Raw genomic sequence first — 16,309 nt, forward strand, 5'->3', positions numbered from 1 at the left:
GTGGCCACAGGGGCGTCCGCCGGGCTCCTGGGACCTGCCCGCCGCCCCGGGGCGCGCAGCACGGACACATCGCCTGGACACCGGCTCGCGGTGGCCGGACAATCACCGACATGACTTCGCTGGAGTTCCCTGCGCGGCCTGCGCGCCCGTCGGACGCCGACCGGGAGCGCGCCCTCGACCTGCTGCGTGACGGCGCGGCACACGGGCGGCTGTCCCAGGACACCTTCCTGCGGCGCCTGGAACTCGTCCTCACCGCCCAGCACAACTCCGAACTGGAGCAGGCCACCGCGGACTTGGCCGCCCGGGGCAAGGTCCAGGGCACCCTGCTGCGGATGGTCGGCCGGGCGTCGTCCTTCCACCTCAGGGTGCGCCGGGCGTGGCGCGCGGAGCGGCTGCCCAAGCTTCTGCTGCCGTCGCCGGGCCCCTTCCCGCTGCTCATCGGGCGGGCTCCCGGCGTGGGCCTGCGGCTCAACCACGAGACGGTCTCCCGTGCCCACGCCGAACTGCGCAGCGCCGGCAACGGCTGGCTGCTGCGCGACCTCGGCTCCACCAACGGCACCTGTGTCAACGGGCGGCGAGTGGTGGGCGAGGTGCCCGTGGGACCGGGCGACCACATCAGCTTCGGCCGCGTCGACTACGTCCTGACGGAGCGGTGAGCCGGACCCGGAGGACCTTTCGCCGGGGGCCGGCGGTCGGGGACGATGGCCGGGGGCGGGTCTGCCTCGCAAGCAACAGCTCGACGGAGAGCGAGTGTTGACGTATCGGGCGGCGTCACGAGACGCGCCGGTTCCGGCGCATGACGCACGAGCCCCGGCGCGCCCCCTGCTACGGATTCGGCGCCCCCTCGCGCACCGGCCGGTCGCCCGACGGATGCGAGGTCCACACCCCCTCACCGCGGGTCAGATGGGGCAACGCTCCCTCCGCTTCCCGGACACGCCGCGCCGGCAGGAAGCCGCTGAGCAGCCAGGAGTGCCGGCCGCCGGACGTCTCGCCGAGTTCGGAGCCCAGAGCCGTGAGCCGGGCGGTCACCGGAGCCAGCGCGTCGAGCGGGAGCTCCGCCTCGAAGGCGTGGTACGGCTCGTGGACCCGGGTGCCGGCTCGCCGTAGCGCCCGCAATAGCACCACAGGCGTGACGGCACGGAAGTCACCGGCCGTGCTGAGCGGGCCGACGAACCCGGAACGGGTCAGCACCACCCGGCAGTCGGTCACCGCCAGTCCACGCGGTCCGTGGCGCAGTGTCGCAAGGACGGTCTCCTCGATGGCCTGGTGGAAGCCGTGTGGCAGCGCGCCGAGCTCGGTCTCGTAGGTGAAGACCGGCCCGGAGCCGCGGACGCCCGGTTCGACCCGCAGCCCGACCGTCGCCCACGGCCCGGTGTGACCGCGCCGCGCGATCTCCTCATGCGCCTCGCCGACGCCGCACGGCCGTTCCACGCACACCACCCGGCTCGGTGCGAACTCCGCCTCGATGCCGTACGCCTGGCGCAGGGTCGCGGAGATGATCTCCTTCTGCACCTCGCCGTGCAACAGCACCGAGGTCGCTCCACCGGGCGCGGAGCGCACACGCAGCAGCGGGTCCTGATCGGCCAGGTCCAGCAGCGCCGCCCGCAAGGCCGCGGCGCGCGCCGGGTCCTGAGGCCGCACGACCGTCTCCAGGGTGGGGGAGGGGAACAACGGGGTCGCCGTACGGTCGCCCGGGTCCGCGGCGCCGGGGCCGGACGCGGGGCCGACGCGGTCGCCGGTCCGGATGCCGGGCAGCCCGCGGAGCACCGCGATATTGCCCGCGGTGAGCGGGCCTTCGTCACCGGGCGGGCGCCCGACGACCTCCAGCGAGGTGATCTTGCCGGTCAGTGCTCCGCTCGCGCCGTCCGCCTCCCGCCGGTGCAGCGTGATCCGCTGACGCGCGCGCAATTCCCCTTCGTAGAGCCGGATATGAGCTGTCCGCTCGCCGTGCGGCAGCTGCTGCACGGCGAAGACGGTGCCCCGCGGCTCGCTGCCCGATCCCACGGGGGCCGGGGGGATCAGCTGGACCATGCCCTCGATGAGGGCGCCGATCCCCTGCCCGCTGAGCGCCGACCCGAAGTACACCGGGTGCACCGTGGCGTCGGCGGTCCGGGCGGCCAGCGCCGCGCGGAGCCGGGCCGCCCCGGGCGGCGGACCCTCGACCACCTCCGCAAGGATCGCGTCGTCCGCCTCGGCCAGCGTCTCGGCGAGCCGCTCGCGGGCCGCCGGGTCGTCCAGCCGGTACGGGGTCGCGTGCGCCCGCGCGGTGCCGAGGTCGTGGGGCACCGCCATGGGGACGACCACCGGGGCGAGGGTGCGGCGGATGTCCGCCACCAGCGCGTCGCCGCGCGCACCCGGCCGGTCGATCTTGTTGACGAAGAGCAGCGTCGGCAGCCGCAGCCGCCGCAGCGTCTTCATCAGCACCCGTGTTCTGGCCTGGACGCCTTCCACCGCGGAGAGCAGCAGCACGACGCCGTCGAGCACGCCCAGGGCACGCTCGACCTCGGCGATGAAGTCGGAGTGGCCGGGGGTGTCGATGAGGTTGACCTGGACGTCGCCGACGGTGAAGGAGGCGACGGCCGAGCGGATCGTGATGCCGCGCTGCCGCTCCAGCTCGCCGGTGTCGGTACGGGTGTCGCCGGCGTCGACACTGCCGAGCCGGTCGATGACGCCGGTGTCGAACAGCAGCCGTTCGGTGAGGCTGGTCTTGCCCGCGTCGACATGGGCGACGATGCCGATGTTCAGGGTGTGGCGGGGGCGACGGCTGCCGCGGAGTGGCCGCGCGCCGTGCGGAGAAGGGGCGTCAGCAACGTGGCCGGTGGGGCGCGGGGCGCTGCGCGGAGAAGAGGATTGCATGGCTGTTCGAAACCTCGACAACTGTCGTCCGGTAAGGGCGCTGAGTCGTTCCGAGGTTTCGGCGCATGCGGTACTCCTGGGGGAAGGTCGTCTGTACAGCTGCATGCTGCCAGGCGGGGGTGAGAGCGCAACCGGTTTTCCGTTGCGCGTCCCGTGGCCCGCCCACAGCAATGACTGTCAGCCGTCGGATCGCGCCGCCCGACGCCCCGTCACTCGGCCACCAGCAACGCCACCGGCGACACGGCCAACAGCTCATCCAGCCCCAATGCCGCGCCCCCCGCCACCGAGCGGCCCGTCAGCAGATCGCGCCACGAGCCGCCGGGCGGCAGCCGCAGCACGGTGTCCCACCAGCCACCGGTCTCCACCAGGCGCAGTGAGAGCCGGGTCGCCACCGACACCACCTTCCCGCTGCGGCAGTAGGCCACACAGTGTTCGGCCGCGGGCCCCTCCGCGCGCAGCGGCTCGTACGACGCGTCGGCGCCGAACCACTCCGGGTGGGCGCGCCGCAGCCGGAGCGCGGCGGCGGTCAGCAGCAGCTTCTCGTCGGACAGACCGCGCGGCGCGGCACCGCCGTCGAGGTCCGCGAGCAGCTCGGGGCAGAAGCGGGCCGGCGCCCGGTTGTCGGGATCGACGAGCGCCGCGTACTGGCGCTCGGTGCCCTGATAGAGGTCGGGCACCCCCGGCATGGTGAGGTGCAGCAGCGCGGCGCCCAGCACATTGGCGCGGACGAACGGGGCCAGTTCCTCGTCCAGCGCGCTCAGCGGGACGGCCCCGGGCCCTGCGGGTCCGCTGCGTACGAATTCCGTCACGGCGCTCTCGTAGTCCACGTTCGGCTCCGTCCAGGAGGTCCGCAGCCCGGCCTCCCGGACGGCCTTGAGGACCGCCGGCGTCATCCGCTCCACCGCTTCCTCGCGGCGCCCGTCGCCCGCCGCGGGACCGGCGCCGCCCGGCGTGCCGAGACCGAACGCGGTCTGCCAGGCCAGCCAGGACACCATCGGGTCCGCGGGGCCCGTGCCGTCCACCCCCATGACCCCGACCGCGCCCCCGGCCCCGCCCGACAGCTCGCCCAGCACGTCCCGCCACCGGTCGGGACACTCCGAGAGCACCGCGATCCGCGCGCGGACATCGGCACTGCGCTTGGTGTCGTGCGTGGAGAGCACCGTCCCGGTCAGCGGCCGGTCCCGCTGCGTCCGGGCGCAGAAGGCGTGGAAGACCTCGGGGCCGAGCGCCGGCTCCCCGGGGTCGCCACCGACCTCACAGGCCGACAGCAGCACCGGGTAGCGGTAGAAGGCCGTGTCCTCAACGGACTTGGCGTGCAGCGCCGACGCGGTCTGGGCGAAGCGCGCGGCGAAGTCGGCGCAGTCCGGGTCGTCCTGGAAGAGCCCGAGCGCGAGATCGCGGACCAGGTCCACCGCCCGCGCCTCCTCGGGCACGCGGAACGCGGTACGCGCCTCCACCGCCGCCTTGTCCAGCATCGCCGCGTCCTGCTCCGCGCGGCCGGTGTCCGCGGCGTAGGGACGGTAGACGGGCAGCCGCACCATCAACTCGCGAATGGCGTGCCGCAGGGACCACGTCGAGTGGTCCCCCGGCCGGGGGACGCGTTCGCTGATCCGCTGCGCGGTGCGCGTCAGCCGCTCGACCTCGGCCGCCAGATCGTGCGTGACGACCTCGTACGCGGCCCGGCGTACCGTCTCCTCCCAGTCGCCGCCCTCGTCGGCGAGCGGGGTGACGAAGTCGCGGTAGTGGGCGAAGAGCCGGGCGGAGCCCTGCGGGCAGACGAACAGCGCGTCGATGTGCCGCAGCGCGTCGTAGCCGGTCGTGCCCGCGCACGCCCAACCGTCCGGCAGCCGCTCGTCGCCGGTCAGGATCTTCTCCACCACCGTCCACCGGCCGCCCGTCGCGGCGTCCAGCCGGGCCAGATAGCCGCCCGGGTCCACCAGCCCGTCCGGATGGTCGACGCGGAGCCCGTCGATGACGCCCTCGCGCATCAGCCGCAGCACCGTGCCGTGCGTCGCCTCGAAGACGTCCGGGTCCTCGACGCGCACCCCGATCAGCTCCGAAATGGTGAAGAAGCGGCGGTAGTTCAGCTCGCTGCGGGCCAGCCGCCACCAGGCAAGCCGGTACCACTGGGCGTCCAGGAGACGGTCCGGCGGCAGCTCCTCGGTCCCGGGCCGCAGCGGAAAGGCGTGCTCGTGACAGCGCAGCACACCCCCCTCGACGCGCAGGTGCCGGGCCTCCTCACCGATCCGCCCGCCGAGCACCGGCAGCAGCAGCCGCCCGCCGTGCCCGCCGTCCCAGTCGATGTCGAACCACCGGGCGTACGGGGACCGCGGACCGTCGCGCAGCACCTCCCACAGCGGGCCGTTGAGCGATGCGGGAGTCGGCACGGCCATGTGGTTCGGCACGATGTCGACGATCAGGCCGAGGCCGTGCGACCGGGCCGTCGCCGCCAGGGCCCGCAGCCCCTTCTCGCCGCCCAGCTCGGCCCGCACCGCGGTGTGGTCGACCACGTCGTAACCGTGCGTGGAGCCCGGCACCGCCTCCAGAACGGGGGAGAGGTGCAGATGGGAGACGCCGAGCGCGGCGAGATGCGGCACCGCCCGCTCGGCGGCGGCGAACGGGAAGTCCGGCTGGAGCTGCAGCCGGTACGTGGCGGTCGGTGACGGACTCGATGGCTGCGTCATGGGAACACCCGTACCCCGTCGGCGGCTTGTTGTGTCATCCGCGCTGTGGATTCATCCGAGCCGGCGGGCCGGTGCACCGCACACCTTTGTACGTCCCGTGCATGGGGCCCGCGACTCCTCCCTGGGTAGCGTCGGCCGATGATCGCTGCTCTTGCCACCTACCGCCGGGTGATCGCACTGGGCGGGCCGGTGCTGCCTGTCCTGTCCTTCCTCGGCCGGCTGCCGACCGCCATGTGCCAGCTCGGCAGTCTGCTGCTGGTGGCCGAGACCAGCGGCAGCCTCACCACGGCGGGCCTCGTCGGAGGTGCGTTGGCGGCGGGCCAGACGGCCGCCGGCCCGCTGATCGGCCGGCTCGCCGACCGGCACGGGCAGCGCACGGTGGTACTGGCCGCCTGCTGGCTCAACGCGTTCGCGGTGGCCGCCCTGGTGGCGGCCGCGCTCGCCCGCACGGCGACGCTGCCGCTGGCCCTGACCGGCCTGCTGGCGGGCGTCACCGTGCCGCAGATCGGGCCGCTCGCCCGCACCCGGCTCGTGGCCCTGGCCCGGCGCGCCCGCGCCGACGAGCGGCTGGTGGGCGCCGCGCTGTCACTGGAGGGGACGCTGGACGAGGTGTCGTTCGTGCTCGGCCCGGCGCTGGTGGGCCTGGCGGCCGCGGTTGCCCACCCGGCCCTCGCGCTGGCGCTGGCAGCGGGACTGCTGGCCGTCTGCGGTTCGGCGTTCGCCCTCCATCCGACCGCCCGCGTGCTGCCGCCCGCGCGTGCCACGAAGGAGGCGGAGCCCGCCGCGGACACCCACGGCAGCACGACGGCTTCCGTACCGGCCGCTCGCCTCCCGGGGAGCGCGCGGGCGCGGATGCCTCGCGCGGTGCACGCCATGCGTGCCTCGATGGCGCTGCAGGGCGCGATGTTCGGTGCCTGCCAGGCGGGCATCACCGCGCTCACCGAGCGCCTCCACCAGTCCGCCCAGGCGGGCCTCGTCTACGCCGCCATGGGCGTGATGAGCGCCGTCGCCGGTTTGTCGCTGACCCTGGTACCCGCCCGGATCACCCTGCCGACACGCTGGCGGGCGTCCGCCGTCGCCCTGATCGTGCTCTCCGTCCCGCTGCTGTACGTGGGGTCCCTCGGGGCGCTCTACGCGGTCGTCGTCATCCTCGGCGTGGCCTTCGCGCCGCACATGATCACGCTCTTCGGCCTCACCGAACGGACGGTGCCGCGCGGTCGGATGGCCGAATCGATGGCCTTCCTCACCAGCGCCGTGGTCGGCGGCCAGGCCCTGGCACTGGCCGCCGCCGGCCGGCTCGCCGACGCGTACGGCCCGCCCGCCGCCTTCGCCGTCGCGGTCGGTGCCGCGGTGCTGATCCTCGCCGTCGCGCTGGCCGTCAGGCCCGTGCCCCGGCCCGCCGCGCCGGGGCGACCCGCAGCAGACCGGCCGGTGCCGGAGGCCGGCCGGACGGAGGCGTAGGCGCTTCTCCCGCCCGCCTCACACCTGGCCGGCTCCCGCCCGCAGGCGCCGGCCTCGCGGCACTCAGGCGGGCCGCTGCAACACCAGCAGGCTGCGGCCGGTGAGCGTGACCTGATCCCCGGCCTTGACCTTGGCCCCTTCGCCGTCCGCCGCGGCCCGCGGCCGGTCGGTGTCCACCACCACCTGCCACTGCCGGCCGTGATGCACCGGGATCGTGAAGTCCTTCTCCTGCTCGTGCGCGTTGAACATCAGCAGGAACGAGTCGTCCGTGATCGGCTCGCCCCGCGACCCCGGCTCGGAGATGGAGCTGCCGTTGAGGAAGACCGTCAGCGCCTTGGCGTGCACCGACTGCCAGTCGCGTGGCCCCATCTCCTCGCCGCCGGCGGTGAACCACGCGATGTCGGACAGCTCGTCGTGGGTGCCCTCCATCGGGCGGCCCTGGAAGAACCGCCGCCGCCGGAACACCGGATGGTCACGCCGCAGCCACACCATCTGCTGGACGAACGCCAGCAGTTCCCGCTCCTCGTCGACCTCCTCCGCATCGTCGTCGTCCCCCGGCGGATCGGCCGGCTCCGGCCAACGCACCCAGGACAGCTCGTTGTCCTGGCAGTAGGCGTTGTTGTTGCCGGCCTGGCTGCGGCCGAACTCGTCGCCGTGGCTGAGCATCGGAACACCCTGCGACAGCATCAGCGTCGCGAGGAAGTTCCGCATCTGCCGCGCGCGCAGGCGGCGCACCGAGGGATCGTCGCTGGGGCCCTCCACCCCGCAGTTCCAGGACCGGTTGAACCGCTCGCCGTCCCGGTTGTCCTCGCCGTTGTCCTCGTTGCGCTTCTCGTTGTACGAGACGAGGTCGTTCAGAGTGAAGCCGTCGTGGCAGGTCACGAAGTTCACCGAGGCGATCGGCCGCCGCCCGTCGCCCTGGTAGAGGTCGGACGAGCCGGTCAGCCGGGAGGCGAACTCCGCGAGGGTGCGTGGTTCGCCCCGCCACAGGTCCCGCACGGTGTCCCGGTACTTGCCGTTCCATTCCGTCCACAGCGGCGGGAAGTTCCCCACCTGGTAGCCGCCCTCACCGACGTCCCACGGCTCGGCGATCAGCTTCACCTGGCTGACGACGGGATCCTGGTGCACCAGGTCGAAGAACGACGACAGCCGGTCCACCTCGTGGAACTGCCGGGCCAGCGTGGCGGCCAGATCGAAGCGGAAGCCGTCCACCCGCATCTCCTGCACCCAGTAGCGCAGCGAGTCCATGACCAGCTGGAGCACATGCGGGCTGCGCATCAGCAGGGAGTTGCCGGTGCCCGTGGTGTCCATGTAGTAGCGCTGGTCCTCCGTCAGCCGGTAGTAGGAGGCGTTGTCCAGGCCCCGGAAGGACAGGGTCGGCCCCAGGTGATTGCCCTCGGCGGTGTGGTTGTAGACCACATCGAGAATCACCTCGATGCCCGCACGGTGCAGCGCCCGCACCGCCGTCTTGAACTCCAGCACCTGCTGCCCGCGATCGCCCCAGGAGGCGTAGGAGTTGTGCGGGGCGAAGAACCCGATGGTGTTGTAGCCCCAGTAGTTCGTGAGCCCGGCGTCCACCAGCCGGTGGTCCTGAACGAACTGATGCACCGGCATCAGCTCCAGCGCCGTGACCCCCAGCTTCGTCAGATGGTCGATGATCGCCGGATGCGCCAGCGCCGCGTACGTGCCGCGCAGCTCCTCGGGCAGGTCCGGGTGGCGCATCGTCAGGCCCTTCACATGGGCCTCGTAGAGCACCGTCTCGTGGTACGCGGTGCGCGGCGGGCGGTCGTCACCCCAGTCGAAGTACGGATTGACCACCACCGACGCCATGGTGTGCGGCGCCGAGTCCAGATCGTTGCGTACCTCCGGCTTGCCGAAGTGGTAGCCGTAGACCGCCTCGTCCCAGTCGATGCGGCCGCTCATCGCCCGTGCGTACGGGTCGAGGAGCAGCTTCGCGGAGTTGCTGCGCAGCCCCTGCCCCGGCTCGTACGGCCCGTGCACCCGGAAGCCGTAGCGCTGCCCCGGCATCACCCCCGGGAGGTACGCGTGCCGTACGAAGGCATCGGATTCGCGCAGCTCGACGGCGGTCTCCGACCCGTCGTCGTGCAGCAGACACAGTTCGACGCGCTTCGCGGCTTCGGAGAACACCGCGAAGTTGGTGCCGGCACCGTCGTAGGTGGCACCCAGCGGATACATCTGTCCCGGCCAGACCTGCATGCGTAGACTCTTCAACTTTCTCATCGAGGGCTGCGGCGACTCCACGACACCGTCCGCGGACCGAATGGGAATCCTTCCCCAACTTGTCGCACACCTAGCGGATTTCGCGGGATCTTCGCCGAAAGGCGGGCAACCTGTCGCGATGTCGGATCGTCCTACTGGGGGACCGATGGGGGACCTATATGCGTGTGACGGAATGTGACAGCGAGGGGAAACCGTGCGCCAACTGATGCACCGCCACCTCGGCAAGTTAGTGGCGGGCGCGGCCATCGCGCTGACGGGTACCGCGGCCATGGCCGCCCTCACCCTTCCCGCCGACGCCGGAGCCGCCGACCGCGCGGCAGGCCGGTCCGCCCGGTCCGCCGCGGACGGCCAGGGCGCGCCGGGCAGCGCGGCGGGGAAACCGGCACCCGGCGTCGTCGAAGGAGCCCGCGCCCAGGGGGAGCGCGGCCGGGGACGGGACCCACTCACCGACGACGAGCTCCGGCGGGCCAAGGACCTGGCGCTGCCGCGCACTCTGCGCGCCGACGCCGAGGGCGTCACCGGAAAGCCCGGACCCGAACACCTGATCACCGAGCTGGCCGAACTCGGTCCCTCCGAGGTCGCCCTAGCCGACCCACCCAGGCGGGCGAACGTCACCCTGTACGACTACAAGAGCGACGCCTACCTCACCAGGACCGTCAACCTCACCACCTCCGAGGTGGAGTCGACGGACAGCCGGCACGGCGTCCAGCCGCCGCCCAGCCACGCCGAGGCCGTCGAAGCCGCCCGGCTGCTGATCGCCGCGCCGCTCGGCGCCGGCCTGCGCCAGGATTACCGCGACGCCGCCGGCCGCGACCTCACCGACCCCGACCAGCTCACCGTCAGCGGCTTCGTCTACCGCGGCCGCGCCGAGGGTGACGCACCCGGCGCGCTCGGCGAGTGCGGCGCACACCGCTGCGTACGCCTGTTCACGAAGGCCGACAACGGCCGGTGGATCGACACCCGCCGCTTCGTCATCGACCTCAGCGCCCGCACCGTGGCCCGCCTGGGCTGACCGCGCAGCCCGACCTGCCGGGAGCCGACCGGCCCGGCCGGCCGGGACCGTGCGATGCACACCGGCACACCTTCCGTCCGCATCTGCCGTACAGGAGCCTCCGCATGCACGAAAGCCCATCCGGCCCTGCCCGCGGTGGGGGCCGCCGCCGCACGCGCCGCCGCGCGGCGGCCCTCGCTACGACGCCCCTCCTGCTCGCCGCGACCGCTCTCTTCTCCGGACCGGCCGCACACGCCGCTCCCGAGGCGGCGCCCGCCGCGCCCGCCCCCGCGGAAGGCTGCAGCGCCGCCTACCGCATCACCCAGGCCCTGGACGGCGGCACCGTCTGGCGCATGTGCTGGCACTACGAAGGCAACGCCGGGCTCGTCCTGGACAACGTCTCCTACCAGCCCAAGGGCGAGCGCACCCCGATCAAGGTGCTGACCACCGCCAAACTCGCCCAGATCCACGTCCCCTACGACGACGGCGGCAACGAGTACGACGACCTCACGGGTCAGGGGTTCGCCCAAGGGCTGATGAAGCTCGCGCCCGCCGAATGCCCCGGCGGCACGATCAAGACGGTCAAGGTGCCAGGCGCCTGGGACCCGGCCCATCCGAACGTCAGCGGCCTGTGCGCCACCACCCGGGCCCGCGGCCACGCCTACCGGATGGGCGGCTACCCCGGGGAGGGCACCAAGACCTACCAGCTCCAGGGCAAGGACCTGCTGCTCTACACCGTCAACAAGGTCGGCTGGTACGAGTACATCACCGAGTGGCGATTCTCCGGCGACGGCACCATGACGATGCAGGTCGGCGCCACCGGGACGGTCTCTCCCAGCGACTACGACGCCGGCGACGGCCGGGGCATGCCGCTCGGCAAGGGCGCCAAGGACTACGCCACCAGCCACAGCCACAACGTCTTCTGGCGGCTGAACTTCGGCCTCGACGGCTCCACGGCGAACAAGGTCGAGCAGTTCGACTCCACGACCACGACCCGCCCCGGAGGCCGCACCCCCACCATCCGCACCACCAGCAAGCCCGTCACCAAGGAACTGGCCGGGGACGCCGGGCGGATGCGCTGGTGGCGGGTGGTCAGCCCGACCGGCAGGAACAAGGACGGCCATCGGCGCTCGTACGAGATCGTGCCGGGCGCCACCAGCAAGTACACGGGGCGCGGCTACACCAAACACGACGTCTACTTCACCGAGTACAACAAATGTGAGCAGTTCGCCAGCAACAACCTGGCCAACTGCGGGGCCCGCGCGGGCAAGAGCGTCGACGCGTGGGTCAACGGGCAGCCGCTGAAACACCCCATCGCGTGGGTCAACATCGGATTCCATCACATCGCCAGGGATGAGGACCAGGAGCCCATGCCCGTCCACTGGCAGGGCTTCCAGCTGGCTCCGCGCGACGTCACAGCTATGAATCCGCTCACGCCGCCCGCCCTTTCCGGGCACAACGGGCACTACGAATAAGGGGAGTTGGTAGACGTCTCGACCCATCATGCTGCACCGCCTCCCGCACCGCAGTAGTCTGCCTTGATCGTTGGCACGGGGGTTCGGAAGGCGGTGGCAGGTGAGCGGCGGGCTGGAGTTGCCCCCTGGTGACGAGAGTCACGAGGGTCATGAGGGCGGCTCCGTCGACGCACCGCCCGGCGCGGTGTCCCTGGCACGACCACTGGAGATCGGTGCGGAACTCGACTGGGGCGCCGACGCCTGGACCGAGGTGCGCACCCGCGCCCGCCGGGCCGGACGCGCCTATATCTGGCTGAATCTTGTCGAGCAGCGGTTGCGGGCCGTTGTCGCGGCCGTGCTGCGCCCCATCTACGAGCCGGTCCACGGCGACGAATGGGTCATCGCCGCGGCCGGCCCCGCCGGGCAGGAGTGGGTCCAGCGCGCCGTCGCCGTCCGCGAGGTCAGCCGCCGCAAGGGCTACCTCCTCGACCCGGCAGACGACAACATCGTCAGCTTCCTGACGCTCCCGCAGCTGCGGGAGTTGATGGTCCAGCACTGGCCCTGCTTCGAGCCCTACTTCGACGACCGCCGCGACGTCGAGCTGGCGCTGGACGAGCTGGAGGTCGCCCGCAACATCGTCTCCCGCAACCGCGCCCTGTCCGAGACGGTCCTCGCCCAGGCGGAGCGGGCATCCGCCCGGCTGCTCGACATATTGGGCTCCGGTGTCGGCACCCGCATCTCCGGCCGGCTGCCCATCGACGCCGTCGAGGACCTCGTCGGCGACCGCTACGCCGACGTGATCGGGGTCCACTCCGACCGGGTGCGTCTGCAGCGCCAACTCCCGGCGGAGGATCTCTTCGGGGACGCCCGCCGGCTGGACGCCGTGGGCATCGGCCTGAACCTCCTCGTCCAGAACTACTCAGGCCGCCGGCTGGTGCGGCTCGCCGAGTCCGGCTGCCGCGTCCGCCTGCTGTTCCTCAACCCGGCCAGCAGCGCGGTACGCCGCAGGGAGCGCGAAATCGGCCTGAAGAAGGGCGAGATGAGCCGCTCCATCGAGATGAACATCCTCCACATGCGGCGGGTGCGGGCCAGGCTGCGCGACCCCGGTGCCTTCGAGATCCAGGTCTTCGACGAGACCCCGCGCTTCACGGCGTACCTCGTCGACGGTGACGGCCCGGACGGCGTCGCCGTCGTCCAGACCTACCTCCGCAAGAGCCGGGGCATGGAGGTGCCGGTCCTCGTCCTGCGCGGCGGCGGCCGCGAGGTGGTCAGGCAGGACGCCAGGGACGGCCGCGGCGGTGAGCACGGGCTGTTCCAGACCTACCGCGAGGAGTTCGAGAGCATGTGGGCCGACTCCCGGCCGGTTTCCTAGCCGGGGGCTCGGGGACCGCGGGCTGGGTCCCGGGGTCCGGGGGCCGGTGGCTCCTGGGGCGCCGCGGGGCCCTATGAGGTCCCCGTGATGCCGCCGTCCACCCGTAGTTCGATGCCGTTCACGTAGTCGGCGAGAGGGCTGGCGAGGTAGGCGACCGCCGCCGCGATGTCCTGCGGGCGCCCCAGCCGGCCGGTGGGGTTCGGTGCGTACTCCGCGACGAGCGCGGCCTCCCCGGGGCCGCTCCTGACATCCGCGTCGGCGAGCTCCCCGCGCTGCTCGGGTTCCCCGCGTCGCTCGAACATGCGCTGCATCGACGGCGTGATGATCACTCCGGGGCTCACACAGTTCGCGGTGACGCCGGTGCCGGCGAGGTGCCGGGCCAGACTCGTGGTCATGTTCACCACGGCCGCCTTGGCCGCGGAGTACGTGACCATGTGGGGCAGCGGGGTCCGTACGGCCCGGCTGCCGATGGTGATCACGCGGCCCCAGCCATGGGAGCGCAGCGACGGCAGCAGGGTCTGGGTGACCCGGACCGTCGGCAGGACGTTCCCCTCGAACGCGGCCCGCCAGTCGGCCGGACGGGCACTGTCCCAGTCGTGCTCGGCGAACGGGCCCGCGTTGTTGACCAGGATCCTGGCCCCGAAATCGCGGGCGGTGACCGCGATCTGCTCGGCGACCCCCGGCTCCGTCAGATCCCCGAGCACGACCTCGGCGCGTACGCCGCGGAGCGCGACCCGCTCGGCGACGGCCGCGGCCGCCGCCGCGTCCCGGCCGTGGACGAGGATGTCGCACCCCTCTCCGGCCAGGGTCTCGGCGATCGTCGCCCCGATACCCGAACTGCTGCCCGTCACCAGCGCGCACTGTCCTGCCAGCCGTAGGTCCATGGCGGCCAGCCTAGGCGCGGCGGGCGGCCCGGGCGGCGGTGCGGTGACGCCGGATTCGTCGCGTTCGGGGCCGCCGACCTTTCGTGCGCATTGCGGCGGTTCGTGCCGCGTGCCGTCGGCCGAGCCGCGATGGGGTGCCGGATTCGTGCCTGCGGACGGTTCGCTGCCTTGCGCGGGCGGCCGGCCGGGCATTGTCAGTGGTGCGTGCGAGAGTGTCCGAGCAACGGGGGAGTACCACTGAAGGAGGCCGCCATGAGCTGGCATCAGGAGCTGTTGGTCAGCTTCGACCTGGAGACCACAGGCACCGACGTCGAGCAGGACCGTATCGTCACCGCCGCACTGATCCGGCTGGAGGGGGACGGCCGGGCGGCCGCCACGCAGTCCTGGCTGCTCGACCCCGGCGTCCCGATTCCCGACGAGGCGGCGGCCATTCACGGCATCTCGACCGCCCAGGTGCGGGAGCACGGCCGGCCGCCGGCGACCGCGATAGAGGAAATCACCGAGTCGCTGGCCGACGCCCTGCGGGCGGACATTCCCCTGGTGGTGATGAACGCGCGATACGACCTCTCGCTGCTGGACCGGGAGTGCCGCCGCCATGGCGTACCGACGCTCTCCGACCGGCTGGGGGGAGCCCCGGCCCCGGTCATCGACCCCCTGGTCCTGGACAAGCATGTCGACCGTTATCGCAAGGGGAAGCGTGCCCTGCAGGCGCTCTGCGGGCACTACGGCGTCCGGCTGGAGGGGGCACACGAAGCGGGCGCCGATGCGGCGGCCGCGGCCGGCGTCGCCCGGCGCATCGGGGAGAAGTACCCGGCCGTAGCCATCCCGTCCCCGCGCGCCCTGCACGCCCTCCAGGAGGAGGCGGCAGCAGAGCAAGCGGCGTCGTTCCAGGCGTATTTGCGGCGTTCCGGCGACCCGCGCGCGATAGTCGAGCCCGCCTGGCCGTTGATCCCGTATCAGGTGCGCCGCTAGGCCGCGTCCGCGATGCCACGTCGTCCGCGGGCCGGGCGGGACGCATTGCGGAGCCGCCCAGGACCGTCTGCGTACGGCCGCACGGAGACCGGGCCGCGAGGCTCTCCCGGCCCCTCGGAGCGGGCCTTCGGAGCGGTCCCTCAGAACGGGTACCACCGCACCGTCGCATCCTTGTCGCGCAGCGAGGCGATGCGGCGTCGGAACTCCTTGAGCGCCGCCGGGTTTCCGGGCGCGTGCTGGGACACCCAGGCGCAGCTCGCGGTCTCCCGGGCGCCGCGCAGCACCGCGCAGCCCTCCCAGTCCCGTACGTCCCAGCCGTAGACGGATACGAAGGTGTCGTAGGCGTCCGGGGCCAGGCCGTAGCGGTCCCGGCTCAGGGCCATGACGACGAGGTCGTGTTCGCGCAGATCGGAGGAGAAGGTCTCCAGGTCCACCAGGACCGGGCCGTCAGGACCGACATGCACATTGCGGGTCAGCGCGTCGCCGTGGATGGGACCGCGCGGCAGGTTCGGCTCAAGTGCCGTGGCAGCCGCCGCGAATGCGTCCCGCCGGCCGCGCAGGTACTCCGCGTCCTGCGCGGATACGGCGTCACCCGCCAGCCGCAGCCAGCGCTCCACCCCGCTGAGGAGTTCGCGCCGGGGCAGCGCGAGAGAGGGCTCCGGCAGGACGTGGACGCTCCGCAACAGTGCCGCGAGATCGCCGGGACCGGCGGGGCGAACGGCTTCCGGCAGCCGCTGCCAGTAGGTGACCGGGTGCCCGTCCACCAAGGCGGCCACGGGCTCGGCGGCGCGCACCGCCGGCACGCCCTCGGCCTCCAGCCACCGGGCCACGGCCAGTTCCCGCTCTGCGCGCTCCAGAAGCTCGGCGCTGCGGCCCACCCGTACGACCGGACCACTGTCGCCGAGCGCGAAGACGGCGTTCTCGCCGAGCGACAGCAGCCTCGCGTCCGCCGCCGCTTCGGGCCGTCCGGCCGCGGCCAGGACGTCGCGGGCGCGGGCCTCGGTGAAGGCGCCGGGGCGCGGTTCGGTCATCGTGGTGCCTCCTGCGGTGCGTGATCGCGACCAGTGTCGCAGGTCCGGGGGAGGTGGCCGGTGGGCAGATCCCGGTAGGGAAATCGGGCCGGAAGCTTGACTGCGCTGGCGGCCGTCACGACGATGACGGCGACTACCTGCGTCAACGCACCTCCCGTGCGCGCGCACGGGACGGAACGGGAGCGACACGAGAGCACCACGGGGCGAGGCTTGGCCGAGGGGGCCACGGGGGCCGGGGGAACCGGGGGAGGGGAGACGCGAAGGGGGAACGGCGGGCTGATGTGACACGTGTGGGCGACGGCCGCCTTGCCGACGGGGGATGCGGACGACGTGCCCCGCGCCGTTCTCGGAAGGTCATGTCCA

The 16,309-nt window shown here is 72.8% G+C and carries 11 protein-coding genes; 6 read left to right on the forward strand and 5 right to left on the reverse strand.

From position 1 onward, the window contains the following. Window positions 1-110: 110 nt before the first annotated feature. Window positions 111-656, forward strand: a complete 546-nt coding sequence (locus ACH4FH_RS06800; protein ID WP_398554660.1) for an FHA domain-containing protein — start codon at window positions 111-113, stop codon at window positions 654-656. Between the two features lie 169 nt (window positions 657-825). Here ACH4FH_RS06800 and otr(A) read toward each other — a convergent pair whose 3' ends face one another. Together otr(A) and treY are read right to left on the reverse strand one after the other, a co-directional pair. After that, entirely contained in the window at window positions 826-2,856 is a 2,031-nt protein-coding gene (gene otr(A), locus ACH4FH_RS06805) for a tetracycline resistance ribosomal protection protein Otr(A) (protein ID WP_398554661.1), read from the reverse strand. Between the two features lie 209 nt (window positions 2,857-3,065). Continuing rightward, window positions 3,066-5,540, reverse strand: a complete 2,475-nt coding sequence (gene treY, locus ACH4FH_RS06810; RefSeq protein WP_398554662.1) for a malto-oligosyltrehalose synthase — start codon at window positions 5,538-5,540, stop codon at window positions 3,066-3,068. Between the two features lie 138 nt (window positions 5,541-5,678). Between treY and ACH4FH_RS06815 the strand changes: the two genes are divergently transcribed. Further along, a complete protein-coding gene (locus ACH4FH_RS06815) occupies window positions 5,679-7,001 on the forward strand; it encodes an MFS transporter (RefSeq protein ID WP_398554663.1) in 1,323 nt (440 codons plus the stop codon). A 63-nt stretch (window positions 7,002-7,064) separates the two neighbouring features. Here ACH4FH_RS06815 and glgX read toward each other — a convergent pair whose 3' ends face one another. Continuing rightward, entirely contained in the window at window positions 7,065-9,218 is a 2,154-nt protein-coding gene (glgX, locus tag ACH4FH_RS06820) for a glycogen debranching protein GlgX (RefSeq protein ID WP_398554664.1), read from the reverse strand. 217 nt (window positions 9,219-9,435) lie between these two features. Between glgX and ACH4FH_RS06825 the strand changes: the two genes are divergently transcribed. The 3 genes from ACH4FH_RS06825 (at window position 9,436) to ACH4FH_RS06835 (ending at window position 13,059) form a co-directional block, all read left to right on the forward strand. Further along, the gene (locus tag ACH4FH_RS06825) at window positions 9,436-10,254 is read left to right on the forward strand and encodes a Tat pathway signal sequence domain protein (protein WP_398554665.1); all 819 of its coding nucleotides are present in this window, start codon (window positions 9,436-9,438) and stop codon (window positions 10,252-10,254) included. 104 nt (window positions 10,255-10,358) lie between these two features. Further along, window positions 10,359-11,708, forward strand: coding sequence for a copper amine oxidase (locus tag ACH4FH_RS06830; RefSeq protein ID WP_398554666.1), 1,350 nt, complete (start codon window positions 10,359-10,361; stop codon window positions 11,706-11,708). A 100-nt stretch (window positions 11,709-11,808) separates the two neighbouring features. After that, a complete protein-coding gene (locus ACH4FH_RS06835; RefSeq protein ID WP_393893562.1) occupies window positions 11,809-13,059 on the forward strand; it encodes an SAV2148 family HEPN domain-containing protein in 1,251 nt (416 codons plus the stop codon). A gap of 71 nt (window positions 13,060-13,130) precedes the next feature. On the opposite strand, the gene ACH4FH_RS06840 is transcribed toward ACH4FH_RS06835, so the two are convergent. Next, window positions 13,131-13,943 (reverse strand): SDR family NAD(P)-dependent oxidoreductase, encoded by an 813-nt coding sequence (locus ACH4FH_RS06840; RefSeq protein WP_398554667.1) that lies wholly within the window; start codon window positions 13,941-13,943, stop codon window positions 13,131-13,133. A gap of 252 nt (window positions 13,944-14,195) precedes the next feature. Here ACH4FH_RS06840 and ACH4FH_RS06845 point away from each other — a divergent pair, with 252 nt between their 5' ends. After that, window positions 14,196-14,915, forward strand: a complete 720-nt coding sequence (locus ACH4FH_RS06845) for an exonuclease domain-containing protein (RefSeq protein WP_398554668.1) — start codon at window positions 14,196-14,198, stop codon at window positions 14,913-14,915. Window positions 14,916-15,055: 140 nt separating this feature from the next. On the opposite strand, the gene ACH4FH_RS06850 is transcribed toward ACH4FH_RS06845, so the two are convergent. Then, entirely contained in the window at window positions 15,056-15,946 is an 891-nt protein-coding gene (locus tag ACH4FH_RS06850) for an aminoglycoside phosphotransferase family protein (RefSeq protein ID WP_398554669.1), read from the reverse strand. Window positions 15,947-16,309: the final 363 nt, after the last annotated feature.

Origin of the sequence: Streptomyces sp. NPDC017993, from assembly GCF_044328065.1 — a bacterium.
Classification (GTDB): Bacteria; Actinomycetota; Actinomycetes; order Streptomycetales; family Streptomycetaceae; genus Streptomyces.